Annotated in this window: 20 protein-coding genes; 5 read left to right on the forward strand and 15 right to left on the reverse strand. The window is 63.4% G+C overall.

Going from position 1 to position 24,473, the window contains the following annotated elements:
* Positions 1–76: 76 nt before the first annotated feature.
* The 3 genes from AC50X7_RS12795 to AC50X7_RS12805 form a co-directional block, all read right to left on the reverse strand.
* The gene (locus AC50X7_RS12795; protein ID WP_494979341.1) at positions 77–280 is read right to left on the reverse strand and encodes a TetR-like C-terminal domain-containing protein; all 204 of its coding nucleotides are present in this window, start codon (positions 278–280) and stop codon (positions 77–79) included.
* Complete coding sequence (locus tag AC50X7_RS12800; protein ID WP_494979342.1) at positions 277–765, reverse strand: TetR/AcrR family transcriptional regulator; 489 nt, start codon at positions 763–765, stop codon at positions 277–279. The genes AC50X7_RS12795 and AC50X7_RS12800 overlap by 4 nt, the downstream gene beginning before the upstream one ends.
* A 61-nt stretch (positions 766–826) precedes the next feature.
* Positions 827–1,645: an SGNH/GDSL hydrolase family protein gene (locus AC50X7_RS12805; protein WP_494979343.1), complete on the reverse strand. Its 819-nt coding sequence runs from the start codon at positions 1,643–1,645 to the stop codon at positions 827–829.
* Positions 1,646–1,847: 202 nt separating this feature from the next.
* On the opposite strand from AC50X7_RS12805, the gene AC50X7_RS12810 reads away from it, so the two are divergent.
* On the forward strand, positions 1,848–2,966 hold the full coding sequence (locus AC50X7_RS12810) for a glutamate--cysteine ligase (RefSeq protein ID WP_494979344.1): 1,119 nt from the start codon (positions 1,848–1,850) through the stop codon (positions 2,964–2,966).
* 85 nt (positions 2,967–3,051) lie between these two features.
* Positions 3,052–3,984, forward strand: a complete 933-nt coding sequence (gene ppk2, locus AC50X7_RS12815; RefSeq protein WP_494979345.1) for a polyphosphate kinase 2 — start codon at positions 3,052–3,054, stop codon at positions 3,982–3,984.
* A 273-nt stretch (positions 3,985–4,257) separates the two neighbouring features.
* Here ppk2 and AC50X7_RS12820 read toward each other — a convergent pair whose 3' ends face one another.
* The 7 genes from AC50X7_RS12820 to AC50X7_RS12850 all read right to left on the reverse strand — a co-directional run bounded on the left by AC50X7_RS12820 (position 4,258) and on the right by AC50X7_RS12850 (position 12,455).
* Positions 4,258–5,520 carry a PP2C family protein-serine/threonine phosphatase gene (locus AC50X7_RS12820; protein ID WP_494979346.1) on the reverse strand — a complete coding sequence of 421 codons (1,263 nt, stop codon included), beginning with the start codon at positions 5,518–5,520 and terminating at the stop codon, positions 4,258–4,260.
* A gap of 226 nt (positions 5,521–5,746) precedes the next feature.
* Positions 5,747–6,982: a glycoside hydrolase family 26 protein gene (locus AC50X7_RS12825; protein ID WP_494979347.1), complete on the reverse strand. Its 1,236-nt coding sequence runs from the start codon at positions 6,980–6,982 to the stop codon at positions 5,747–5,749.
* A gap of 291 nt (positions 6,983–7,273) precedes the next feature.
* Entirely contained in the window at positions 7,274–9,757 is a 2,484-nt protein-coding gene (gene opgC, locus AC50X7_RS12830; RefSeq protein WP_494979348.1) for an OpgC domain-containing protein, read from the reverse strand.
* Between the two features lie 514 nt (positions 9,758–10,271).
* A complete protein-coding gene (locus tag AC50X7_RS12835) occupies positions 10,272–10,577 on the reverse strand; it encodes a CAP domain-containing protein (RefSeq protein WP_494979349.1) in 306 nt (101 codons plus the stop codon).
* Positions 10,578–10,630: 53 nt separating this feature from the next.
* Entirely contained in the window at positions 10,631–11,452 is an 822-nt protein-coding gene (locus tag AC50X7_RS12840) for a spherulation-specific family 4 protein (protein WP_494979350.1), read from the reverse strand.
* A 320-nt stretch (positions 11,453–11,772) separates the two neighbouring features.
* Entirely contained in the window at positions 11,773–11,934 is a 162-nt protein-coding gene (locus AC50X7_RS12845) for a hypothetical protein (RefSeq protein WP_494979351.1), read from the reverse strand.
* Between the two features lie 269 nt (positions 11,935–12,203).
* Entirely contained in the window at positions 12,204–12,455 is a 252-nt protein-coding gene (locus tag AC50X7_RS12850; protein WP_494979352.1) for a hypothetical protein, read from the reverse strand.
* Positions 12,456–12,654: 199 nt separating this feature from the next.
* Between AC50X7_RS12850 and AC50X7_RS12855 the strand changes: the two genes are divergently transcribed.
* Positions 12,655–13,146 (forward strand): Hpt domain-containing protein, encoded by a 492-nt coding sequence (locus AC50X7_RS12855; RefSeq protein WP_494979353.1) that lies wholly within the window; start codon positions 12,655–12,657, stop codon positions 13,144–13,146.
* Between the two features lie 178 nt (positions 13,147–13,324).
* Here AC50X7_RS12855 and AC50X7_RS12860 read toward each other — a convergent pair whose 3' ends face one another.
* The 3 genes from AC50X7_RS12860 to AC50X7_RS12870 form a co-directional block, all read right to left on the reverse strand.
* Entirely contained in the window at positions 13,325–13,930 is a 606-nt protein-coding gene (locus tag AC50X7_RS12860; protein WP_494979354.1) for a dihydrofolate reductase family protein, read from the reverse strand.
* A 77-nt stretch (positions 13,931–14,007) separates the two neighbouring features.
* On the reverse strand, positions 14,008–14,823 hold the full coding sequence (locus tag AC50X7_RS12865; RefSeq protein ID WP_494979355.1) for a GAF and ANTAR domain-containing protein: 816 nt from the start codon (positions 14,821–14,823) through the stop codon (positions 14,008–14,010).
* A 118-nt stretch (positions 14,824–14,941) separates the two neighbouring features.
* On the reverse strand, positions 14,942–15,691 hold the full coding sequence (locus AC50X7_RS12870; protein ID WP_494979356.1) for an SDR family oxidoreductase: 750 nt from the start codon (positions 15,689–15,691) through the stop codon (positions 14,942–14,944).
* A gap of 186 nt (positions 15,692–15,877) precedes the next feature.
* Here AC50X7_RS12870 and AC50X7_RS12875 point away from each other — a divergent pair, with 186 nt between their 5' ends.
* The gene (locus AC50X7_RS12875) at positions 15,878–16,597 is read left to right on the forward strand and encodes a GAF domain-containing protein (protein WP_494979357.1); all 720 of its coding nucleotides are present in this window, start codon (positions 15,878–15,880) and stop codon (positions 16,595–16,597) included.
* 156 nt (positions 16,598–16,753) lie between these two features.
* Here the strand turns inward: AC50X7_RS12875 and AC50X7_RS12880 are convergent, their stop codons facing one another.
* Together AC50X7_RS12880 and AC50X7_RS12885 are read right to left on the reverse strand one after the other, a co-directional pair.
* Positions 16,754–18,913 carry a VCBS repeat-containing protein gene (locus AC50X7_RS12880; RefSeq protein WP_494979358.1) on the reverse strand — a complete coding sequence of 720 codons (2,160 nt, stop codon included), beginning with the start codon at positions 18,911–18,913 and terminating at the stop codon, positions 16,754–16,756.
* A 209-nt stretch (positions 18,914–19,122) separates the two neighbouring features.
* Positions 19,123–20,304, reverse strand: coding sequence for an acyltransferase family protein (locus AC50X7_RS12885; RefSeq protein ID WP_494979359.1), 1,182 nt, complete (start codon positions 20,302–20,304; stop codon positions 19,123–19,125).
* 445 nt (positions 20,305–20,749) lie between these two features.
* On the opposite strand from AC50X7_RS12885, the gene AC50X7_RS12890 reads away from it, so the two are divergent.
* Positions 20,750–23,926 (forward strand): chitobiase/beta-hexosaminidase C-terminal domain-containing protein, encoded by a 3,177-nt coding sequence (locus AC50X7_RS12890; protein ID WP_494979360.1) that lies wholly within the window; start codon positions 20,750–20,752, stop codon positions 23,924–23,926.
* Positions 23,927–24,473: the final 547 nt, after the last annotated feature.

The following is a 24,473-nucleotide window of genomic DNA, read 5'->3' on the forward strand; positions in this document are numbered from 1 at the left end:
GGGCGAGCCGGGGGCCGCACGAATGGGACGAACTGGTACCAAACGTTCCATCAGCCGGGGAACGGGGCTGGCGGGCCTACTTCTTGGACCGGTCCCGGTATTCCCGTGTTGCCACGGCGGTCACCGCGAAGTCGGTCAGGTTCCGCAAGAACATACCCCCAATGTCCTGGCCCGTGGCGATCAGCCGGTGATGGATGGCTCCGTACAGGGCGTCAGTCACCATGACCAGGTCCACATCGTCCCGGACCTGCCCGCTGCGCCGGCCCCGTTCGAGGATCATAAGGAAGCCTTGCCGGCGCTCCCGCAGCATTGTCTGCCGGAACTGGCTGCAAATTCTTCATCCCGGATAGCTTCCGCCAGCAGGTTGGCCACGGTGGAGGCCGCTCCGCCGACCTTTAGGCAGTAGGTCAGTGCGACCAGGTAGGCGTGCAGGTCACGTGCCACATCGCCGGTGTCCTCAATGTCTGTCAGCAGGTTGGTTTTGTAGGTGAATGCTTCCAGTACCAGCACCTGACGCGAGGTCCAATAGCGGTAGAGGGTCGATTTGCTTACCCCCGAGGCGCGTGCCACGGCGTCGATGGTCACGGCTTCGTACTGGAGCCGGTCAATCAGGTTGCTTGCGGCCCGCAGCACTCGCAGGCGCACTTCCGCTTCACGGGAGAAAGGCGGTGGGTGGGCAGGATCGGCGCTCCGCCGCTGTGACCCACGGGCCGCGGGGTCCGGACGCGTGGAGGGTGCAGAGCCCCTGTCATGACCTGGGTGCATCGACCGGCTCCTTCGCCCTTTCGTGTAAGTCTCTTGCGCTCTGGTGGCCGGGACGTGTGGATCACCATGACGCCCGCCACGTGAGCTCCGCCAGATGGGCCTGGCCTTCCAGGCTTGGATGGAAATAATCGAGCACGCTCACGTCGCTTGCCGAGAACTTGAAGTCATACACAGCGTTGTTGTCCCAGCGGCAGTTCCTGTACCGGGAGCACGCCTCGGCAAGGATCTGGTTGAACGCGAGTTCCCGCTTGATGACCGATTGCCGCTGCTCTTCGGTGTTGTCGGCAGAAAGCATTGATGGGCAGGTGCCGCTGGACCATGCCTCGCGTGCCTCGGCGTTGTTTTCCATCGTTTTCCAGAGCTGGTGGAGGTCCGGGATGCTGCTGACGAAGATGCGTGCCCTCGGCAGGCCGCTATCGAGCGCCGCCAAAGCGGTTTTGATGTGAGAAGAAAATTCTTCCTCGGATGTCATCGTGGCTGCTGATGAGGCGCAAAGGTCGTTTGCTCCGATCAGGATGGTCACATATTCCACGTTCTGCTTGACGGCCAGTTCGGCCTGGTCTGGAAGATCCCTGGCTCTGGACCCGCTGATGGCGTTGTTGTGGTTGCGGCCAGTGATAGCAGGGTCCAGCCCTGTCAGCCGCTCATAGTGGCTGCTGACTCCGTCGCCGGGACCGTGACCAGTAGACCATGAGTGGAGCGAGCTGTCACCGTTGGAACAACACACTGCCAAGGCCCGGGTAATGGAGTCGCCCAAGGCTGCCATGGAGGTGGGCGGCGGCGAGGAGGTTGACGGGGGCGGGGTCGGTGTCGGCTGCGCGGCCACGGATGCTGCAAACATGACAAACGGCAGGAGCAGTAAGCGCGCCACTTTCGGCACGGCACCTCCTTCGGGGGCCGGTGGTGCACATCGGCAACCCGCCCTATTAGCCTTGCCGACCCGTACAAGCCGACGTTATGTCCTCTTTCTTGCTCGTGTCCAGCACCGTTTCACGGACGTGCGGCACGCGAGGATCTACGTGAAAACAGCTGGCATTGAACCGGCTGTTGGCTAATTTTCAGGGACCGGGCAGACTGGCGTTATGCGAAGCTTCGGGGTGGAAGAGGAGTTTTTGCTCGTTGATGTCCAAACCGGGAACCACGCAGCGGTCGGTGAAAGCCTCGTTGCCGCCGCGTCCGCCAAGAACGCCACAGGAAGCGACGGCCGTTCAACGGCAACGCAAGGCAACACCTTGACCACTGAGGTGCAGCGCGAGCAGGTCGAAGCGGTTTCCGCCCCTTTCACTTGCCTGTCTGATCTTGCTGCTGCCCTCAAAGAAGGCCGGGCTGAAGCCAATCGTCAGGCTCTGGTCTTTGGAGCGAGGGTCGCGGCCTTGGGAACTTCACCGCTTTCCGCGTTGCCTCATCTGGTCCAAACCTCCCGCTATCGCGCCATGGAAGCGCGCTTTGGGCTGGCGCTCCGGGAACAGCTGATGTGTGGTTTCCACGTGCACGTCTCCGTCAATTCTCCCGATGAGGGGGTGGCTGTCCTTGACCGGATCAGGATCTGGCTTCCGACGCTGATCGCCCTGTCCGCGAATTCACCCTTCTGGCAGGGCAAGGACACCGGCTATGCAAGTTTCCGCTATCAGGTTTGGAGACGTTGGCCAACAGCGGGGCCTACCGAGGTATTCGGTTCGGCCAGGGCTTATCAGGACCTGGTTGAGATGCTGCTCTCCTGCGACGTCCTCTTGGACCGTGGCCAGATCTACTTCGATGCCCGCCTTTCGGCGACCTATCCGACAATCGAAATCCGTGTCCCGGATGTCTGCACGGAAGCGGCCCATGCCGTAGCCGTAGCCGCCGTCGTACGAGCCCTGGTTGAGACGGCGGCCAGGGACTGGGCCGAGAGGAAACCGCCCCCTGCAGTTCCTGCCGAAATGCTGCGGCTGGCCTCATGGCGAGCCAGCAGGTACGGCATGGAGGATGACCTCATTCATCCTGAGCTGAACCGGCCCCGTCCGGCAGAAGAAAGTGTGGCAGCTCTGTTGGAGTACGTCGGGCCGGCCCTGTCGGAAACCGGAGACAGGTCGCTTGTGGAGGAAACCATTCGGCAGATCCTTGCCAACGGGACAGGCTCGGTCCGGCAGAGAACCGTAATGAACGGTGCCGGAAACCTACGCAAAGTAGTTCTGGATGCTGCGGAACGTACGGCCTCCTGAACCCCCAGGAGGGTACAGGCCCGCAGCCGACCCGCGTTGCTAGACTGTCGTCCGTAAGCGGCGCTACCTTGAGGAGGGTCGGACGGTGGAGGCAACCGCGCCCTGGACGCCCCATGACCCATGGTGGGTGCGGGACAACCTGCGCGAAGCCATCGACCGTCTCGTTGATTTGGGGTACACGGTCCGCGGGGGACAGGGTGAGGACCCGGAACTGATTGACCCCGGCGGATCGGCGGTGCAGACCTGGCGGGAGGACTATCCCTACGATCAGCGGATGTCCCGCGAGGAATACGAGGCCGAGAAATATCGGCTGCAGATCGAGTTGCTGAAGTTTCAGTACTGGGGCCAGGACCACGGACTAAGGAGCGTCATCGTATTCGAGGGCCGCGATGCCGCCGGTAAGGGCGGGACTATCAAGCGCTTCACCGAACACCTGGATCCCCGATCGGCCAGGACCGTAGCGCTGGGCAGACCCTCGGATCGGGAACAGGGCCAGTGGTACTTCCAGCGTTATATCCAACACCTGCCTACGGCCGGTGAAATCGTGATGTTCGACCGGTCCTGGTACAACCGTGCCAACGTGGAGCGGGTCATGGGCTTCTGTACTGAGGAGGAGTACGGCACGTTCATGTGGCAGGCGCCGCTGTTCGAAAAAATGCTCGTTGAGTCCGGAATCCAGCTGAACAAGTTCTGGTTCTCGGTCACTCGGCACGAGCAGCGTACCCGCTTCGCCATTAGACAGATCGACCCGGTCCGGCGCTGGAAGCTCTCGCCCGTGGACCTTGCCTCCCTCGACCGATGGGAGGACTACACCGCGGCCAAGGAGGAAACATTTCTGCGCACCGACACCGACCACGCGCCATGGATGACAATAAAATCCAACGATAAGAAACGCGGTCGGATCAATGCCATGCGTTACTTCCTTAATCAGTTCGAGTACGACGGAAAGGACACCTCCGTTGTGCACGACCCCGATCCGCTTATTGTCCGGCGGGGACGCGAAGCTGTCGGTGACTAACCCACAAATGAGCGGCTCAACCCGTAGGAAAGCTGGAGCTGGAAGTAATTAGTTGTCGAAAGCATTTATCTGTCGGATGATGTGCAGCGGTGGGTGTTCTTTGTCCTTGTTGGGGGAGGTCCTTGCGTCTTCGCCCGGGAGCACTTGCTATGGGGGTGGGGCTGGCTCCCGGTCTCAGCACGTCTGGAGTCAGCCCCGCTTGTGACGGGGTAAATTACCCTAGGCCATTACGCGTAGTCAGGGGAGCACATCAATCCCACGGAGTTTTCCTGCCTAAGTGGCCTGTGGTTTCCTGCGGATGGCGAGGACGGTGACGTCGTCGGGGTTGCTGTTTTCGGTGGCCTTGGCGGTAACGAAGTCCACAACGTCTTGGGCGGAGGAGGCGGAAAGGGCCAGTTGGGCGACGTCGTTGACCGCGGCAAGGGTGCCGTCGTACAGATCCAGGACTCCATCGCTGAAGCTGACGATCATGTCTCCGGGGTTGAGCAGGATTTCGTGGGATTCCCATCGGGTGTCCGGCATCAAGCCGACAGGGAGGTCCTTGGAGGCGAGGCGTTCCCAGGTCCGGTTTGCCCGGATCAGGAGTGTTAACCCGTGACCGGCGTCGGAGTACAGTATCCGCCCGTCCTCGGCTCGGAGCCTTGCATGGAACAGGGTCGCGAAGGATGAAGCCTGGTCCAGGTCGGTGGCGAAGCAGTCGGCGGTGAGGGCCAGCGCTGTGACGGGGTCGTGGCTGTTTTTGGCGCTGCGGATGACGGCCCTGGTGGTCGCTGCGATCATGCCGGCTCCGGCGCCTTTTCCCATCACGTCACCCAGGGTGAAGGCCAGACCCCCGTCGATAAGGTACCAGTCGAAGAAGTCCCCGCCGACGGCTCTGGAGGGTAGGCATGCCCCGGCGATTTCGTAACCGGGCAGCGGAGCGGCGCCTCGGGGCAGGAGGAACCTTTGGATTTGCGCTGCCCGGCTGAGTTCCTGGGCCGCGGCCGCGGCTTGCTCCCGGGCGGTCGCAAGTCTCAGGCGTGCCCTGCGGGCGAGGTCGTTCACGACCGCGGCGGCCAAGGCGAAGACCAGCGTACTGTAAAGGCCCCGCAACAGCTCGTTGGGGTTCTTGCCGATGCTTGAGCCCATCGCGAATGGGACGAGGATGGCGATTACTGCTCCCGCTACTGCGTAGCCCACGTAGCGCCGCCCGTTCAGTGAGGCGAACCAGAGCAGGGGCAGGAGCACCAGGGAGGCATAGATGGATTGACTATCCCCGGTGCCGTGGCGCAGGGCGCCGGCAGCAAGGAAGTCCAGTGCCGGTACGATCGTGGCGAAACGGGTAAGAGCTGGCCGGGTAAAGGCCACGGCCAGCACGGTTGCCAAGGTGACCAGAGCCGTTCCCGCTGTCAGGGCGGGCCAACTGCTGACGGTCAGCGTGCTGATCGAGGCGCTCATCACCGCGGCCAGCACGAACAGAACGACAATCGGGGCCTGCTTCAGGGCCGGTGAGAGTTCATCCAGTCCTGCCAGCTTCTCCATGGGACTGGAAATCATCGCGGTGTCATCTCTCCTTGGTTTGCTGCAGGGTGAAACTGCCTGCGCGCCTGTCTGCTGGTGGAACTGCACCGAGGCCCCGCTGATGTGCGCAGGTGCGTGCTGGGGTTCCTCCGCGATCCTACCCAAGCATGAGGGAACTGCGATGAAGAGTGCTTCTTAGTTCTGGTCGGGTCGTGTCCACCCGCTGGTAATGGTTGAAGCCGACGGACACGACCCAGCAGTCTTAGTTCCTGGCGGCCAGGGCGGTGGCCAGTGCGTTTGTCGACGTGGTGGTGCTGTTGATCCGCCAGTCGACTTCCTTGTTGTGGTGGAACCAGACGAAGCCGGTGACGTCGGGCTGGGCTGCGAGATATGAGACCAGGGCGGTGTTCCAGTTGGCCTTGGACCCTCCGGCTTCGGCGGACGCTGTTTCTGCGATGATGATTGGCTTGCCCGGGGCGAGGCTGCGAAGAGCTGTCAGGCCTTCACCGAACAATGCCGACGGTGAGGTCCAGGAGCTCCAGGAAACTGCGGTTCCCCAGTTATACCCGTCAAGGGCAACGACGTCGACATAGCCGGCGCCGGGATAGAGCCCGGTAAGGGGAGTGGATCCCCAGTACGGGACGTTGGGGCTCCAGACCCAGGAGACATTCGTGGCACCGGTCGCGGCCATCACATCATGGACGTGGCGCCACGCCGCGGCGTAATCTCCGGCGCCGTTTCCGTTGCTGGCTTCGGCCCAGGGGTACCAGTTTCCGTTCATCTCGTGGGCGAACCTCAGCATCACCGGTTTGCCCCAGGTGGCCAGCGCGCTGCCCCACTGCTTGATGTAGGGATCGAAGTCTCCGGCGGTAATCCGGTCCAGGGCGTAAGCCGGCTGGTTGGCACCGTTGCCACTCCAAAGCCATGGCTCCCACGTGATGAGGCTGGTCGCGCCGCGCGCGTGGACCGCGTTCAGGTCAGCAATCGGTGCGGCTTGGCCGAAATCCTTGTACGACATGACGATCGACGGGTTCTCATTAACCATGGTGGCGACCGCGTTGAGCTCGCTTGCCGCCTGGGGGCCGCCCGGTGTTGAGACGCCGAAGCGCAGCTGATCGGTACTGATCGGGGGCGTCGCAGTTGTTGTCATCGTCGTCTCGGTCAGGGCAGCCATGGTCAGGGGAACAGCGCCGTCGGAGGCTTCTTGACCGGCGGTGAGGGAGGCCGGGCTGTACGTCACGGTGTAGGGCGCCGATGCGGACGTCTTCCCGGCCTTCGCAGTCACCGCAACCGTTGCTGAGGACGTCGGTGCAATGGTCACTGCTGTGCTGAAGGAGCCCTTGGCGTCAACGCTGAAGGGAACACTCGCGGATCCGGCTGTGACTGTACCGGAGGCCTGGCGGGTGAAACCAGAACCGGTCACCGTGACAGATGCCCCGGCCGGACCGGCAGCAGCACTGAGCTTGATACCCGCCTGGCCGGCAGCTTCCGCGGGCATGGTCACCCCTGACATCACGGCCACAGACGCGACCAAGCCTGACACGACCAGCCGGACAAAACGTTTCCTAAGCACAAACACTCCCTAGCATCAGCGATGGGCCCCAACAAGGGGCTGCCAAACCCATGGTTCCAAAGAGGCCCAGCCAAACGACGATTCCAGCGGAGAACCTCGGCAAGTCCTGCGCAGTTCCTGCGCAAGCTCCCGTGACTTAGGCGCCGGGCTGGAGCGGGCGACAGGGCCTACCGCTTCCCGTGCACCCGGTTTGGGAGGGACTCCTGTTTCGCGGGTCTAGCGGGGGATTATACGGAACAGGAACCGGGTCCTGACCATGGTCCACAACAGGCCCAGAAGCAGCACGTAGACGGCGGTGTTGAGCCAGATATCTCCCTGCCGGAGCGCCGGGATGTTGGCAGCGGCGAGGATGAGGAACACGTGGAGGATGAAGACGTAAAGGGTGGCCTGGCCTAGGGGAACGAGGAACCAGCCCAAGGCCCGCTCCAGGGGTTTCCAGTAGGCGCTTAGCAGGGCGTATCCGGTGATGACTACCAGCAGCACGTTCAGCAGCCGGCCCGGTCCCAGGTAGGTGCGGCCGAAAAAGCTGTCATAGACGGTACGGAAGGATTGCTCAGGAAGCAGTGCCAGTCTCACGTCATAGGCGTTGGAGAAGTACGGGCTGGTCCAGGAGAAAACCGCAAGGGTCACTGTCAGGAGCACGCACGCCCACAGCAACGCCCGGCGGCGTGGGTGGGAGAGCCAGGCGACGATTTGGCGGCGGTAGTAGCCGGCGATCATGCCCAGGACGAACAATACTTGCCAGACCAGCAGGGGAAAGGAGTCCTCGAACTGGGCGGGCAGCAACCGGAACCGGGTGATGGTGCCTACGGCGTAGAACCCGACGCTTACAACAAGCACCAGCCAAGCGAAGCCACGGCTGAGGGCCATCAGCACCAGCGGACTCAGTGCCAGCAGGATTACGTACAGCCCCATGACGTTGAACTGCCAAGGCCCGACCTGCAAGAGAAACAACGCTGGGACGAGCTGGGCGGGGAACGGGAACTGGAACAACGCCTCCATGCCGGCGTAGAGGTCGTAGACGGTGCCGGCGCCCCCGGCACCGGCTGCTCCTGTGCCCTGATCCGTGAATGTGGTGACGGCCGTGGCGTTGAGGAACGGCAGGCGGCTTAGGACGAGAACGAGCAGCACCACGGTAAGGGCGGTGAGGTAAAGCTTCCACGCCCGTGCACTGGTGCGGGATACTACCTCCCCCACACGGTCCTTGGTCCGTGGGCCGTACACCAGGCCCAAGACGGCCCCGGAGAGCAGTACAAACAGCTCAGCGCCTGAAACAACTCCGATGGTTTCCTGGGTTAGCAGCTGGAACAGCGAGGTGAGCCCGACGTGGTTGATGACGACGAAGATGATCGCCACCCCTCGAAGCATGTCGATGCGCGTGTCGCGCGGGGAAGTACCCGGGTAGGCCCACCGCCGCACTGGCCGCCACAAGGGCAACAGGCACAAGGCCGCTGCTGCGACTAAAACACTCGCAGCAGCGGTCCACGCGGCGGATCCGCCCAGCACAGTGCCCGTAGCGGACGGCGCCACCCCGTCCAAGGTGGACTGCTTGATTACGGGACCGGTCAGTAGGGCACTGTCTTGCACCCGTTCGGTGAAAGCAGCAGTCAGTTCCGGCTGGGCCGTGGCCCTCCAGTCCACGCTGACCGCACCGTCCTGTCGGTGTTCGATAGTTTCGTTCCACACCACGGCCCCAATATGGTCATAACCATTGCCCGGCGCGGCAAGGACCTGGTTCCACCAGGAAGACTTGATGTCCTCCTCAGACGCGCCCTGAATATCGGGGCTATAGAAGGCGGCTGTCTCCACCATCAGCGGCTTGTCACGGCCGGACGCGTAGGCGGTGTAGAAGTCCTCGGCAGCAGGGGGGCCTGTTGAGGACGTGGGGCCGAGCAGTGTCTCGAACTCTCCAGGCGCGGGCACCGTGTTACGCACCGAAGTCCCGTCGGTACCGTCGGTGTCATCGTGGTACGCGGACAGACCAACCCAATCCACCACGTCGTCCCCGGGGTAGTAGGGGGTGTAGGCGTCGTCGTCGAAGTTCCACACCCCGTTGCCGTCGGTGTCCAGGGCCCCCAGGGCCCCGCCGGTGGGTGCGGTCGCAGACGGGTCCCGGAAGGGGTAGTCCTCAGCTGAGGTTGGGGACCACACCAGCACCGCATCCTCGAGCTTGTCGTCCAACGCAGCCGCGAGTACCCGGAACGCCTCCCGGTAGGCTTCGGGCTGTTGTCCCCACGGCACCCAGGGGGCGTTCATCTGGGGGCCGAAGCGCACGAACACTTTGCCCTCGTAACCCTTAGCGGCATCGGCTAACTGGGCTGTGAGGGCAGCGGCCCGAGGGGTGTCTACGTCCGTCAGCGGGACTTCGGGACGGATGGTGAGCAAAGCGTGAACGCCCTCGGCTGCGACTTGACCAAAATAGCCGCGCAGGTGGCCCTGCTCCTGCTCGCTCATCGGCAGAGGCACTGATTGCCCGTAGAACGCCGCCGGCACCCCGAGGCGCTCCGCGTGTCCGGCAGCGGAATCTGTTGCCCAGTCCAACAACGCCCCTAGATAAGGCTCCCGGTCCGACGGCGGGGTGGTTTCGGTCTGTTCGGCAGCTCCGGCGGGCGCCGGCACCATGAGGAGCAGCGCCATCAGCAACGGAACGAGCACGGCCAGCATTGGTGGGGGCGGGAACCGCCGGAGGGTGGGCCTCATGTTCTCCCTAAGGATCGGTCACAGTAAGTACTATCCTGCCCTGTCCTGGGCCCCTGCAGATCATCGCCCGGATTAGGCACCCAGTGCCAGGCTTTTTTGCTGGTCGATCGGCGCGTCGAACTGCGGCATAAATCAACACCACTTTCACTCCGGGTTGCGACGTTTGTGAGGAGCCGTCCAAGCTGCTGCCAATCACTCAAGCCAAGTATTTCGGTTCGTAAATACAAGTACCGCAATACGCGGGTGAACGGGGTTGAGGCTGGCTACAGTGAAGCATGGCACAGGTTTTAGCCCGGAAGTACGGGCGACGCAGACGGCCACGCCGATGCATGTGACGCTGCCGGCCGCCGACGGCCAGCACTCTGATTGCCCTCATCAATTCGTGGGACGCTGCGACGCGTGCAGTTCGCACGATAGCGGACCTGCCGGACTTGCAAACAGCCCGGGCACAGGCCGCAACGACGCCGACAGGCACGAGCTCTAGCGCGGCGGTCAGCCGCCGTCGTTCCTTTGCTTACTTCGCGTAGGTGGCGAAGTTTTGGGTGGCAACCAACTGCGCCCCGTACGGGGAACCGGCGGAGAGCCGGGCCGAACCGAAGCCAAAGTCAGTCAGCTCGGCGTTGAGCATGTTGGCGTTGTGGCCCGGAGAGGCCTTCCACGCGGCAAAGAGCGCATCGGCGTCGGCGTTCACGGCGATGTTCTCCGCAGTACGGGTCCAGCCGGACGGGATCTGCGCGCTCGCGTCCGGGTTGTGCCGGAAGCCGGCGCGGCCGTTGGCCAACCGGTATTGATTGATGAGCTCGAAGGACCGCAGGGCCACGGCGTTGGACGGTGTGTCGCCGGCGGCGGGAGCGGGGGCGGCGAAAGTATCTCCTACTTCGTGGCTGCGTCCAACTGGCCGGACCAGTATCGGGGGAGGCGGTCATACGGATTCGGGGCTTCGTCGTCGGTCACGTAAATCTTGTCGGCTCCCTGCTGGCGGGCGCGGTCCACCACGCCGCCGAACTGGTCCTGCGGGGCATCAATGACAATGTGCCACACCTCGGTGTCTGTCTCCGCCTGAAGCCAGTCCTGGGGTGTCCGCGTGCTGAAGTAATGATCCGCTGAATCCTCGAACGTCACGATGGCATCCGCGTACTCGAAGTAGCCACGGTCGGGGACGAGCCCAGGGTTGAGCACCACCTTGCCGCCGGCTCCGTGGATCGCGGCGGAGTAGTCGGCATAGGTGCCCACCTCCTCTGGAACGGCTGCTGCTTCGTCCAGGAAGATGCTGTCGACGCCGTACCACTCACGCCAGCGGTCGATGTCAGAGTAAACCGCCTTGGCGTCACGTTCGCCCCAGCCTGTGGAGACATAGCCCAGGACCCTGACGCCGGCATCGCGCAGGGTCCCGATCAGCTGGACGTACGGTTCGTGCACCACCTCCCCGGGACCGCTGTCGGCGTTGACGATGACATCGCGGGCTTGCGGGGCGGCTTCAATGACGGACTGCCAGTATCTGGAGTCGCTCGGATCGACGTAACCGGGGACGGCGACGCTCAGATTATCCAACTCGATCGTCGGGACCGGCGGTGGATTAGGCCCGACCACCCCGCAGCCAGCCACCAGGCAAAGCACGGCAGAGGCTAAAAGGGCGGCAGCCGATCGCCATGCCGTGAGCCGTACGTTGCCGGCAGTAGTGCTGGTGTTGGGCATCTTCGCAGTCCAATCCGTCTCGTCTGTCTGCTGGCAGATAGGCGAGCAGCATAACCCCGCCCTCCTGAGAAAAACTTGTGGAGCGAGGAACGCCGTCGTACGAAAAATTTCTCAGCCGAACCCCTTTACGAGCCCCGGGGCAATTAACTAGAGTCTTTTCTTGTCATAGTCCGGATGGGCGCTGAGGGGCGTCCGGGAAGGGGGAGTGCATCACCGCTGACCTATACCAGAAGACAATTGACCACTACGCAGAAAGCCCCTCCTAGGAGGGGCTTTCCTTTGTCCGGCGGTTAGTATCCGCCCGGGATTATGCAGGAAGTTTAGCTGTTGCCGGTGTGCACGATGCTGTCGCGGTCTTGTTCGCTTGCGGGGGCGTCTGCGAGGCCGGCGGGGGTGAGGTCAAGGTCCTCGAGGCCAGCCAGATGCATATGCCCGCCATTGGGAGTGGTTTTAGGCCCGGTGGTGTTGTTGATGAAAGTCATGTTCTGGGTATTCCTTTGATCTGTCCTGGGTTCGAATGATAGCCCGGGTAGGGCTGCGACGTGATCCGCGGTGGTGTCCACGACGCGCGAGAAGCAGCACTGCGAACAGAAGACGGCGACGGCGAGTGTCCCGCTTCGCCTGCCTCTGACGGCCGGGAATTCAGCCACGAGGTGCAGGTCGGTATCGCAGCTTGCGCACCACGGGCGTTTCCCGCGGGGCTGGCGGACGTCCCAGGGAACGTACGTGTCCGTTGGCGACGTCAATATGCTCAGACCAGGGCCGGGTAGCTGGCCAGGATGTAATCCGCAGCAGCCGGGCCAGTCATGCGCAGCCGGTGTCCCGGATCTACGAGCTTTGCCATGGCGCCCCAGAAGGCGTGCTCAGCCTGGGGTTTTTCCTGGGATACGCTGCACCAGCTGGTGTACAGGCCATAAAAGGCGTCCCGGCTGAGAGTAGCGCCGGTTTCGGGGTCTTGGTAGGTGGCTTCGGTGAGGAATCGATCGAACTGTGATTGCGCCATGGCGGCTCTTCTCAGCAGGGTGCAATAATCCGCCGTGGGCTACAGCAGCCAAGCTCGATGTCCTGCACGGGACAACAAGCGAACATCAGTTTATCAGGGCCTTCGAGCACTTCGGGACCAAAAGATACCTTGGGCCTGCTAGGAAACCTCAAGGTGCGGTCGCAGGGTTCCCCCAGCATCCACTCCGTACCGTCCAAGCATGACCACCACCACCACTCCACTGCACAAGGCCAGCAGCCCCCAGCCGGGCGGGACGTCAGCCTGGAAAACCGCCCCGGGATCCCCTACGCCCCTCCTGGACCACGTAGTGCTGGAGAGGCTGCGCGAGGACCTCAGTGAATACGACGTCTGGAGGGTGTTTGTCCAGAACTTCATCATGGCCCTGCCCTTGAGGATCGAAAAGGTTCGTGTCGCGTTGACTACCGGCGATGCCGACGGAGCCATGGATGCTGTCCTCAGCCTCAAGACGGCCAGCCAGATGGTGGGCGCCGAACGGCTCGCGGCCCTGGCCGCCGACCTTGAGGCGGCCCAGCGTGAGGGGATCCGGGTTGCCGATCCGGCTGTTGCCCTTCCCCGGCTCGCCGTGGACTACCTGCACCGGATCAAGCAACGTGCCGGACAAACGTCCTACGCCCTGCGGATTCACTTGGATACAGCCCGGCAACCGCGGACCATCAACAGCCAGCCCTAGTTGTAGTTCCGCCCGCGTACCCGCGCGAGCCACTCGATGAAGAGGGCTTCGACGACGTTTGACTGCTCATGCATCAGGGCATGGCCTGCGTGATCGAGGACGGGGCCACTCGCTCCTGGAACCGCCGCAGGGTTTCGGCAGTCTGCACCACGAAGTAGTCGCGGCAGGTGGCAGTCACCTAAAGGATGGTCCCATGCACTTGATATCGCAGCAGGACGTTGGACGAGGAGTTGAATCTCGTTGAATCCAGGAGCTTGAGGCCAGTGGGTTCAAGGAAAAGCGGGATGCCCTCCGCCAGCGCGTTGGGGCTAACCATCAGGTGAAGCTCATCAACCAGCCCCAGGCCCAGCAAGCTGTTCCACAGGACCCTGCTCGCGAAAATCAGGATTTCGCCGTCGCCTTCCTGCCGGCGGGCGCCGATCCAAGCGGCCAACTGGTGGGCAGCAATGACGGTGGTGGTGGCACGCCAGGCGTTGCCGGCCGGGACCGAGAACGTGTCTGAAACTACCACCTTGGGCAAGGAGTTGTACGCCCTGCTGACCCGACGGTTGTCCTCGCTGAGCGCGCGGTCCGCTGGATCGTCAGGGGCTTTCGCTATTCCTGGCCAGTACGAGCTGAAGCCCTCGAAGGATTTCCGGCCCAGGAGCACCATGTCCGCCGCCTCGATCCGCATGCGGTTGTATTCATCAAATGCCGCGTCCATGTTCAGCACGAGGGGATTGCCGTCAGCCGCAGCGTAAAAGCCGTCCAGGGACACGATATTTGAAACAACGACCCTTCGCATGACGGCATCCTTCCAGCTCCAAGGTGGATCGCAATATTAGGCACCAGCTGAGCCTGGTTGTCTCCAAGCGACCAGGCTCAGACCTCGAACCGGGTCCCCGGGGCGCCGCTTGGAAGATTGGCCAGGAATCCCTCGGCCACCTCGCGCACCAGCAGGCCCCGGCGGGTTGAGGCGCCGGCCAGCATGTTGAACGCGTCCGGATACGAACAGCGATTCCGGCCCATAATCACCCCGCAGGCCACGTCGATGGAGGTCCGGCCTTCCAGGACGGCCTTCAGGTTGTCCCCCGCTGCACGGGCGCTCCGGACCTCAAGGGCCACCCTCAGGCTCTTCCCCGCCAGACCCGCCAACCACGTTGCCTGGCTGACCGCTTCGGGTCCGAAGCGGACCTCCGGCGGGGCAAAGAACGCCAGCGCGCAGGACATTCCGGCGTCGAGCCGGACCGGAACGGCGAGGACCTCGCCGTAGCCGGCGTCGAGGCACCGCCGACGGTAAGCCTGCCACCGCAGGGGAGGGCCGCCGTCGGCCTCCACAATAACGGGACCGCCTGCCTCTATGGCATGGGCCAGGGGATCGTCGTCGAGATCCTTTTCCACCGCCGCAAGGGTAGCCGCCCGGCCGTTGTTGGCCGCCCGGATGGGAGCGCCCTGCGGCGGGGTGAGGGTGGCGGCGCAATCGATCTGGACTCCGATGTACCCGGTAAGGGCCACTGCCGCGGTCTCGGCCAGCCGCCGAAGGGAGTCGATGTCGGTCGCTGCGTCCGTGACCAGGTCCAGCAGGAACCCGGACGGCTCATGCCACGGCTTCAAGTTGGCTGAGCCCGCAATCGCCCGCCTGCCGCCGTCGGCCTTCAGGACTGTGCTGCTGGTGCCCGCCACTACTGTCACCGTCACGCCCCCGCTCGAACCTCGCCCGCGCAAGAATTCGCGAGCCGCACTTCGAATCTAGGGTGGGGCCACCGGGGAGGGCACGAGTAGCGGGTACTCGAATTTCCCCAGACCCATGCTGGGGCTACTTGTTGTGGTGCGTTTCCAGCCATTCCTGGAACGTCTGGCGTCCGACGTCGGCACCCGCCTTGGGAATCAGCCCGCCCTTCCGCATTGCCTTGCCCATGCGGCCGGGAACATTCAGCTGCACGACGCGTTTCCGCTTGCCCGTCTTCTGCAGGTAGGCGCGGACCAGGTCCGCAAGTTTTTCGGCGCGGGGCCCGCCGAGATCGGGGAGGCGTCCCTTGGGTCCTGCCTCTGCGGCGTTGACCAGGGCCTCGGCGACTTCCCGGGCCGCCACCGGCTGGGTGAACATGTTGGGGACCAGAACCAGCGGCCCGGCCGAGGCGGCTTTGACCATCATCGGTACAAACTCGTGGAACTGCGTGGACCGCAGGAGGGACCAGGGAATGCCGCCGTGCCTGACTTCGTCCTCCTGCACCAGCTTCCCCGCATACAGTCCCGAGGTGGCTTTGTCGATGCCCACGATGGAGAGCGCCACATGGTGACGGACGCCCGCCTTCTTCTCCGCCGCCAGCAGGTTCTGGGTGGCATTGGTGTAGAAATCCACTGCCTTTTTGGTGGACATGGTCTCCACGCCGGAAACGTCAATCACAGTCTCCGCGCCCTCGAGCGCCTGGTCCAGGCCGCGGCCGTTCACCAGGTCCACACCCTCCGAACGGCTCAGGCTGACGGCGTGGTGACCGCGCTGGCGCGCTATCTCGACGACGTGGCGCCCCACGGTACCGGTTCCCCCTGCAACGGCAATCCTCATGCAAGAAATCCTATGAGTAGTTGAGGACAAAGTGGGCGATGACTCCATTGCAAGTTTCCGAAACGCGTGCTTTTCGGGAGAGCGGGGTAGCCTTGGGGGTGAAGTAGTAAGTAGCCTTAGTAAAATGGTTTCCGCAGCTGCGGAAAACTTGGTTCGTGAAGCGCAATTTGGTTGGAGATGGACGGTGTGGATGAAGAGACGGAGCGGCGGCTTGAGCTCGCTGCCACGATCGGTGTAGATCCCTGGAAACTTTTGCCTGCCAATCGCGGCCGTTCCCGGTGGTCGGAGTTCGAGTTGGACGCCTACCTCAATGGTGCGCTGGCAGGGCCGAAGCTAGAGTCCTTCCCTAGTGCAGACAAGCCTCCAAGCCGGAAGAAGACCCGTGAGCGTGCGGTCTCAGCGCTGGGGGCGGCGGGAAGCTTCCTGCTGACTCCTGAACGTGCAGAGGCGGAACGCCTGGAGTCACTGCGCGAGACAGCCCTTCTTCACAGCGGCGCGGAGGAAAGTTTTGACCGGATCGTGGCTGCCGCCAGGAAATATTTCAACGTCGGTGCTGCGTCGATGTCACTGATCGCCGAAGACGCCCAATACTTCAAATCGGTCTTCGGGCCTCTCCGCGATGAGACTCCCCGGCAGATTGCGCTATGCACGGCAACGGTGGAACGCAACTCGATGTTGATCATCAACGACACGTTCAAGGACCAACGTTTCGCGTCTAATCCGCTGGTTGTGGGGGAGCCCCACATCCGCTTCTACGCCGGTTATCCCTTGCACGGGCCGCGCGGCTGGAACATCGGAACCCTGTGCATCATCGACCAAAAACCCCGGGCCTTCCCGACCTCCGAGCAGCAGGTACTCCGAACACTCGCCGCCATCGTGCAGAGCTATATCGACGCACGGACCTAACGGCGTCCTGTCCGCTGTTCCCGCGGCAGCGGTGGCGACCTCGAGCGCGACGTCGTGCAGCTTTACTCATGCAGGCCAGGAGAACGGACACAAGCACCGCCCCCGTACTGTGTGTACGCGGGCGGTGCTTGTGTTGATCAGGCTGAGGCAACTGCCTTAGCTGAGGGCGTTCATGACGTTCCAGCCTGCGCCTACGCTGACCCGCGTGGGGAAGGCGCCGGCGCCGTTGCCCGGGTAAATGTACAGCACGCCGCTGGAGGCCCTGGCCACCAGATCTGACTTGCCGTCACCGGTGAGGTCACCCGAAGCGCTAATGGCGGTCATGATGTTCCAGCCGGCGCCGATCTGGGTGCGGCCCTGGACGCCGCCGGTTCCGTTGCCGGGATAGAGCCAGAGCTTGCCGCTGGTATCGCGCGCCACGAGATCAGCCCTTCCGTCGCTGGTGAGGTCCTCAGCTCCAACGATTGAGGTCATGATGTTCCAGCCGGCGCCGATCTGTGTGCGCGGCAGGAAGCCGCCGGTTCCGTTGCCCCGGTAGAGCCAGAACCTGCCGCTGGAGTCCCGTGCGGTCAGATCGACTTTTCCGTCACTGTTCATGTCGCCTGAGCCGACGATTGAGGTCATGATGTTCCAGCCGGTGCCGATCTGGGTCCGTGCAAGTACGCCTCCTGCTCCGTTGCCGCGGTACAGCCAGAGCCTTCCGCTGGAATCTCGTGCTATGATATCCGATTTGCTGTCATTGTTGAAGTCACCAGCGCTGACGATGGATGTCATGCTGTTCCAGCCGGCGCCGATCTGGGTCCTTGCCAAGAAGCCTCCTGCCCCGTTGCCAGGATAGAGCCACAGCCTTCCCCCCGAATCCCGCGACACCATATCAGCTCGTCCGTCACCGTTGAAGTCCTTCGTGATGCTGGTGACGCCACCGCCCGTGCCGATTTGGACGTTCCGGTTGGCGACAAGGCCGGTGTTTCCGGCCGTGTCCGTCGCGCGGACGCTGAAGGTGAAGAAGCCGTTGAACTGTGCGTCCCAGGTCTTCGGTGACGAGCAGGTGGGGTCCCAGTCGGCGTTGGTGGGCAGCAACCTGCATTCGTACCGTGCCTGCGGATCAGGGCTGCTGAAGTACAGCGTCGGAGTGTTGTCCGGGCTGGGCGTGGACGGGAACGGAGCCGTCACGGAAACCGCCGGCGCCGCGGTGTCCACGGTGAAGGTGAGTGTGCCGGAGGTCAGGGCTCCGGCACGGGCCTGGACGGTGTGGCGTCCCTGGGCAAGCGGTGCCAGCTTCACGGAGTACGCGGAACCGGTAACCGTTGCTGCCTGGGCTGCGCCGCCGTTGACCACCACCTCAACCGGCCCTGTCACACCCGCCGGCAGGGTACCGGACAGGGTCGGGGCGGTCACGTTGGTGACGTTGTCCGCTGAGGAGCGGCCACTGTCGCTGGCTGCGGCCAGATCCGGCGTCGAGGGACCGCCTTCGGTGTCTTGGGCGATGAGGCCCTGGACGGTAAAGGTGTTGACCGTCATAGTGTCAACGCCTGGTCCACCGGCGTCGGGTCCGTCAACCCGCACGAAGTTGTTGCCCGAGGGAGCGCCGGTCACGGGCCGCGCGGTGTTGATGTCGCCGATGGTGCCGGCAGCTGCGCCGACCTGCGTAAGGAACGTGGCTGTTGAACCGGCGCGGTAATCTCCCAGGAAGCCGGCGCCGACGCCTGCCCAGTCGCAGGCTGTCGTCTCGTTCGGGGCGCAGGCGCCCTGGTCGAGGGTCTGGTTGATTTCCCCGAGGTTGTCGGCCGCGAAGGTGTGGACCCCGTACGGGTGGGTGATGGTGTAGGTCTGTCCGGCCTGAAGCCCGTCCAGCCGGAACCGCAGCCGGCCGAAGCCCATCTGATCGCCGTTGATCACGGCTTCGTTGGCATGTGCTGCTTCGAGAGCGGCTTCATACAGGCCCAGGTTGCCGCTGGAGGCCTCAGCTGCGAACCAGAAGGCTTCGTCAGGGAAGTTGTCCGGGTAGGAAGCAGGCAGGTCAGGGTTGGGCGGTTCCACAAGGCAGCCCTTCCCTGCTTCGTAGCAGAGCTGCAGCCGGACGTTCCCGTCCGAATACCAGGTGGGAAACCCGTTTGTCGGATCCACGGGCCCCATGCCGGCTGTGGCAGCGCTGCCCGGCAGGGCAGCGAGCGGTGCAAGCGATGCGGCCAGCAGTGCGCCGGAGACCACGGCGGCAAGACGGCGGGCGGTTGTGGTCATTGGCTGGCGGGCTGTCCGGCGGGCGCGGCGCGCTCCGTCTGGCATCTCGGGCCGGTCAACAGATTTGGAAAACATCGTGACTCCTCAGATGGACACTCGATTGGTGGCCCCCAGTAGCTTCAAGGCCAGGCCGAGAATGGGTTTCCCCGCCACCGTCAGAGTGGCGGATCGACCTTGGGTATATCTCGGCAAAAACCCTGCATTCCTAGTTCCGGGCCTGGTCGGAGGGCCGCGCAACCCGAGGTTTTTCCAAGAACTGCCGAACCATGCCCGTGCAGTGGACGTTATCTGTCCGGCCAGAGCCGCGGGCTCCGTTTAGCGGCCACGTCCTCGACCCAGCCGATGGTGAGGAACACGATGGCGAGGAGCAGCCCGATGCCGGCGAACAGGGTCCACTCGCTCTCCAACAGCCATGGTACGGCTTCGGCAATTTGCTCGTTGTCGTAGAGCCTGTCGACAATTACGTAACAGACCGACAGCAGCAGGGTATGCCAGAGATAGATGGTGACGGCCCTGTTGTTGATCAGCGTGACTGGCTTGTCCAGCGTCCTGACCGGCAGGGGCAGCGATTTCCAGGACGGGGAGACCCGCAGGAGCATCGCACAGAACCCCAGGGCCCACACGCCATCAGCCCCGGGAATGTTGTTCAGGTCCCAGCCCGCCTCTTCAAGGTGGGGTGCGGCCCAGAGGAAACCGAGGGCCATCATCAATGTTCCGGCTGAGAATACGATCCATCGGGGGATACTGCGCAGCGCTCCGGAGTGGAGGGCGAAGCCAAGAACCCAGCAGGAGCCGTAGGTGGCAAAGTCGGTGACGCCGCTGTCCGCCCAGTCGGGCAGCGTCACCCACTCGGCGGCGACGGGCACCATGATTCCGAGCGGCGCTGCCAGCGTAATCCACGGCAGCCGGCGGAACGCCGCGAGCAGCAGGGGAGACAAAAGCATGAACCAGAAGTAGGCACGGATATACCAGAGGATGACTCCAGCTTCGTGGGCCCACAAGCTGTCAACCAGGCCTTCCTCGGAACCAATGCTCTCTGGGAAGGGCGGGTCACCGAGCGGGAAGAACCACAGCAGGGTTTCGGGCCAGGATCGGCCCTCTTCCTGGTCCGGGCTCCAGCCCTGCCAGAGCAGTAGAACCAGAACTGTGGCGCTGTAGATCCACAGGGGCAGCAACAGGCGCCGGGTCCGGCTTTTCAGGACACCCAAGGCAGGCCGCTGGAGGGAGCGGGCCATCAGGGATCCCGCGAGGGCGAACATGACGCCCATGGAAGGGAAGACCAAGGTCAGCCAGGCTACGCCGGAGAAGGTATGGTAGGCGACAATTCGGACCAACGCGATCGCGCGCAGCAGGTCAAGGTACCGGTCGCGCCCGGAATGGTCCGGGGTGGCATGGTCCGGTCCCGGAACACGTCCAGGTGCGGCAGCCAGCGGTGCGGGACTGGTGCTGATTGTCGGTTTCTGCATGCACCTGGGTCCCTTTGCTGTTGCCTGCAACCCGTGAACGGCGGCGCGCAGGAGACCCTACCGTCAACCGTGCTCGACGTTAGCAGCTGCCGCTTCCGACGGCGCCAGTACCGAGTACTCGAATATTGGGAGCCAGGCCTACGTGCTACTCGGGTACCTCCTCAAGGTATTCGTAAGGTCCCCTCTGCACAGTGGCTCCGGGGCAGGTCTCATTCTCTGCCCCGCCCGGCAGCAGTCTCGCTCGTCGGGGGATCTGGAATTAACGGGGGAGACAATCATGAATTTGGACGGTACACGCACCGCAGCGGGGGGCACCCCCCGAACGAGCAGGATGTGGAGGGGGACCGGAATTGCTGCCTCGGCGGTTGTGCTCTTGTCCACATTCAGTCCACTACCTGCCGGGGCCGCGCCCCAACCCGCACTACTTCCAGCCGCTGTATCGGGAATGGAGGGAAGCGTCGGACCAGTCAACCCCGAAACCGGCTACCCGTACTGGTACGGGGACAAGAACGGCCTTCGACTGGAATTGTGCCTCGACGACGTCAATGTCTGCCCCGTTGTCGGGGCAGGCTACGACCCGACCTTGGCGCCGGCGATTCCCGGAAACTTCCCGGACGAGTCCTTCTGGTGGTCCGCCGAGGCATCGCTGACGTTGCCTAACGGGCAGGACGCCCGCCTCATCATGGCCCAGGAAGCAGCGTTCGGAGGGGCAGGGGAAATAATTCAAGGACAACAGGCTGCTTTCGCCCGGATGCGGATCCGGATGGACGATATGACCCCAAACGCGACCTACAAGGCGACCACGCCATACGGCGTCTACGAAGTCACTGCGGATGATCGCGGAAGGGTCCGCTTCACGGAGGACATCGGCTGCCTGCAGCAGCCCTGCACCTGGGATGAGCCCCTTTCCGGCAGCTGGGGTCCGTTCCTTCAGTGGGATACGCCCGTGCCCGATGCCAACGCCGGATCCATCGGTGATCCCAACCTTGAGCACACCGTAACCGGCAGCCCCTTCAACACGAACTTCTTCCGCATTGAAGGCCCCGGCATCCCAACACCGGCCGAAACGAATCTTTTTGCGGTGCAGGGCAAGATCGCCACGGTCCGCGCAGGAGTGGACAAGCCCGGTGGCACCTACAACCAGGCGCTGACGGTCAACATCCAGGCATCCTTCCCCGACGAGGCGAAGATTGTCTACACAACCGACGGCACAGACCCGGTGGTCGCCGAGGACGGCACCGTCAGCCACGGAGAAGTGTGGGAGCCCTCAACAGGTGACGACGACGTTGCCCCAGTGTCGCTCGCTACCCCGGGCACCACGGAACTTCGGTACATGGCAGTCAGCCTCACCGAACCGTCCCAGCGCACGGGAATTAAAACTGAGACCTACAATCTCGATGCGACAAGCCCTTGGATCGACGCGTCACCGGACGCCACGGCGCCCAATTACGCGGGTCCACAGCAAGTAACCCTCACCGGAACCACCGCGGACGGTGCGGGACCGGCAACTGTGTACTACACGCTCGATGGTTCCGAACCGACCCACGACAACGGGGACGCCACCGGTTCAACAAAGGAGTTCGACGGCACCCCCATTACGGTGGGCAGCACCACTCTCATTCGGGCTATGTCCGTCAATGGGGAAGGCTCTGCAGGAGAAATCCGGAACTTCCGGTACGTCATCCACAATCTGAAGGCCATGGGTCCAGTAGTTCCGGGCGGCCATGGGTATCCCTCGTGGCTGGAAGATCAGACAGGTGTTCAACTGGACCTGTGCCTCGACGATCCGCTGTGCCCCATCATCGAGGCACTGCCATTACCGGAGAACGACCCATCCTTCCCCGATAACTTTCCCGGTGAGTCCTTCTGGTGGGCGGCCGAAGCCTTCCTGCCAGTCGACGGAGAAGAAGTACGATTGACCCTCGCCCTGGAAGCAGCCTTCAGCGGCGAGGCCGTTGTCCCCGGAGACGAGGTTGCCTTTGGGCGCATCCGTGTCCGTGGTGACGATGTGTTTGAGGTGGGCTCGACCTACCAAATCATCCATCCCTACGGGACGTTTGAGGTTATCGCCGATGACACCGGCAGCCTTCGCTACACGGAGGACCTCGGCAGCATGAACGGCAACGGCGACTTCACCCCGTTGCTCGAGCAGAAGGTCGGGCCGTTCCTTCGGTGGACTGAGGGAGCGCCTGAGGGTTACCTCGGTGACGGTTCCACTCCTCACGCCGTAACGGGCAGCCCGTACAACACCAACTCCTTCGAGATCCGCCATCTTAAGGACCCATTCGGTGAACCGGTCAACAGAAGCCTGGGCACAACCACGGACTTCGTGGTTCAGGGCCGCACGGTTGGTGCCACGCCTCCGGAAGCCCCGACGGCTGCGGCAAGCACTGCGGGCGGCACATTCAATGAACCGCAGGCCGTCACGCTGACCGCAACTCCCGCCGGTGCGCAGATCTTCTTCACCATGGACGGTTCAGACCCCACCGTGGAGGACGGAACCCCCTACACCGGCGAGATCGCCTTTGAAGAGGGAACCACCACCCTGAAATTCATCGCCGTCAATGAGGGCGTGCCCTCGGCGGTCATGACCGAGGTCTACACAGTGGACTCGATAGCTCCGGAGCTGACCACAACCACCCCGGGCGGTACCTTCACGGCAGCCACGACGGCGGCCCTTACCGCCAGCGAGGGCGCGGCCATCCGTTTCACCACCGACGGCACCGATCCCACGGTAAGCAGCACGCTGTACACCGAGCCTATTGCCATCGCTCAGACCACGACGCTTCGTGCGATCGCGGTGGACGCTGCCGGCAACATCAGCCCGCTGGGACAGTGGGAGTTCGTCATCAACGCTCCGGCCGGCCTCGACAGGCACGACTTCAGCGGTGACGGAAACCCCGATGCGCTGGCCCGGGACCGTTCGGGCAAGCTGTGGCTGTACCCCGGGGACGGTGCAGGTAAGTGGCTGCCCAGGGTTTACCTCGGTGCGGGGTGGAACGTCATGACCAGCATTGTTGGTCCGGGTGACTTCAACGGTGATGGTAAGGCCGATGTGTTGGCCCGGGATGGTTCGGGCAAACAGTGGCTGTACCCTGGCAATGGTGCCAGTGGCTGGGAACCACGGGTTCAGGTTGGTTCCGGTTGGAACGTCATGACCAGCATTATTGGTCCGGGTGACTTCGACGGTGACGGTAACGTCGATGTCCTGGCTCGGGATGGTTCGGGCAAGCTGTGGCTGTACCCCGGGAATGGTGCAGGCAAGTGGCTGGCAAGGGTTCAGGTTGGTGCGGGTTGGAACGTCATGACCAGCATTGTTGGTCCGGGTGACTTCAACGGTGACGGTAACGTCGATGTCCTGGCTCGGGATGGTTCGGGCAAGCTGTGGCTGTACCCCGGGAATGGTGCAGGCAAGTGGCTGGCAAGGGTTCAGATCGGCGCGGGCTGGAACGTCATGACCAGCATTGTCGGTCCGGGTGACTTCAACGGTGACGGTAACGTCGATGTCCTCGCTCGTGATAGCAAGGGTCTACTCTGGCTGTACCCAGGCAACGGCTCCGGCGGGTGGCTCACCAAGTCACAGGTCGGCGCCGGGTGGAACAGCATGACCGGCATCCTCTAACCCCTCCCACTATGGAGCGACCCTGCTCCAACACACACAGAGTGGCCTCCCACGCCAGCCGGCGTGGGAGGCCTTCCCTGTGGAACCTTGTTCACGCCGCGAAATGGATTCTGGCGTTTGGGTCCAGACGCGGCCTGCCCTCTGCCGCCACCGTCGCAACCTAGTCCGGGCTCAGCGCCAGCTCACCCGGTCTTTAGGCCCTTCAGCCGGGGCGCCACCGGCGTGGGCGCTTGGCCTCCAGCTGGTCGAGGATACACCGTTCAAAACGGCGTGGTGCTTCCGTGGAAGGGATCAGGAGATAAGCGGGCACTCCGCATGGAGGAAGTTACATCCATCAGGGCAGCTAGGAATTTCCTTGTGGGCCTCGCGGTAAAGCTTCTCAAGATTTCCTTAAGGCGGAGGCGTCAATCTGTCCTTAGCTGGCTGGGGAGTTAGGCCCCCATAACTCATTCCGGTCAGCGCCGGGCTTGGCGTCGTACCCCAGATGCGATGCCAAGCCCGGCCAGGTCTCCCGCTCCAAGACGTGAATAGCCCACCCGTGCCGCGC

Source organism: Pseudarthrobacter sp. Hb11 (assembly GCF_059383655.1).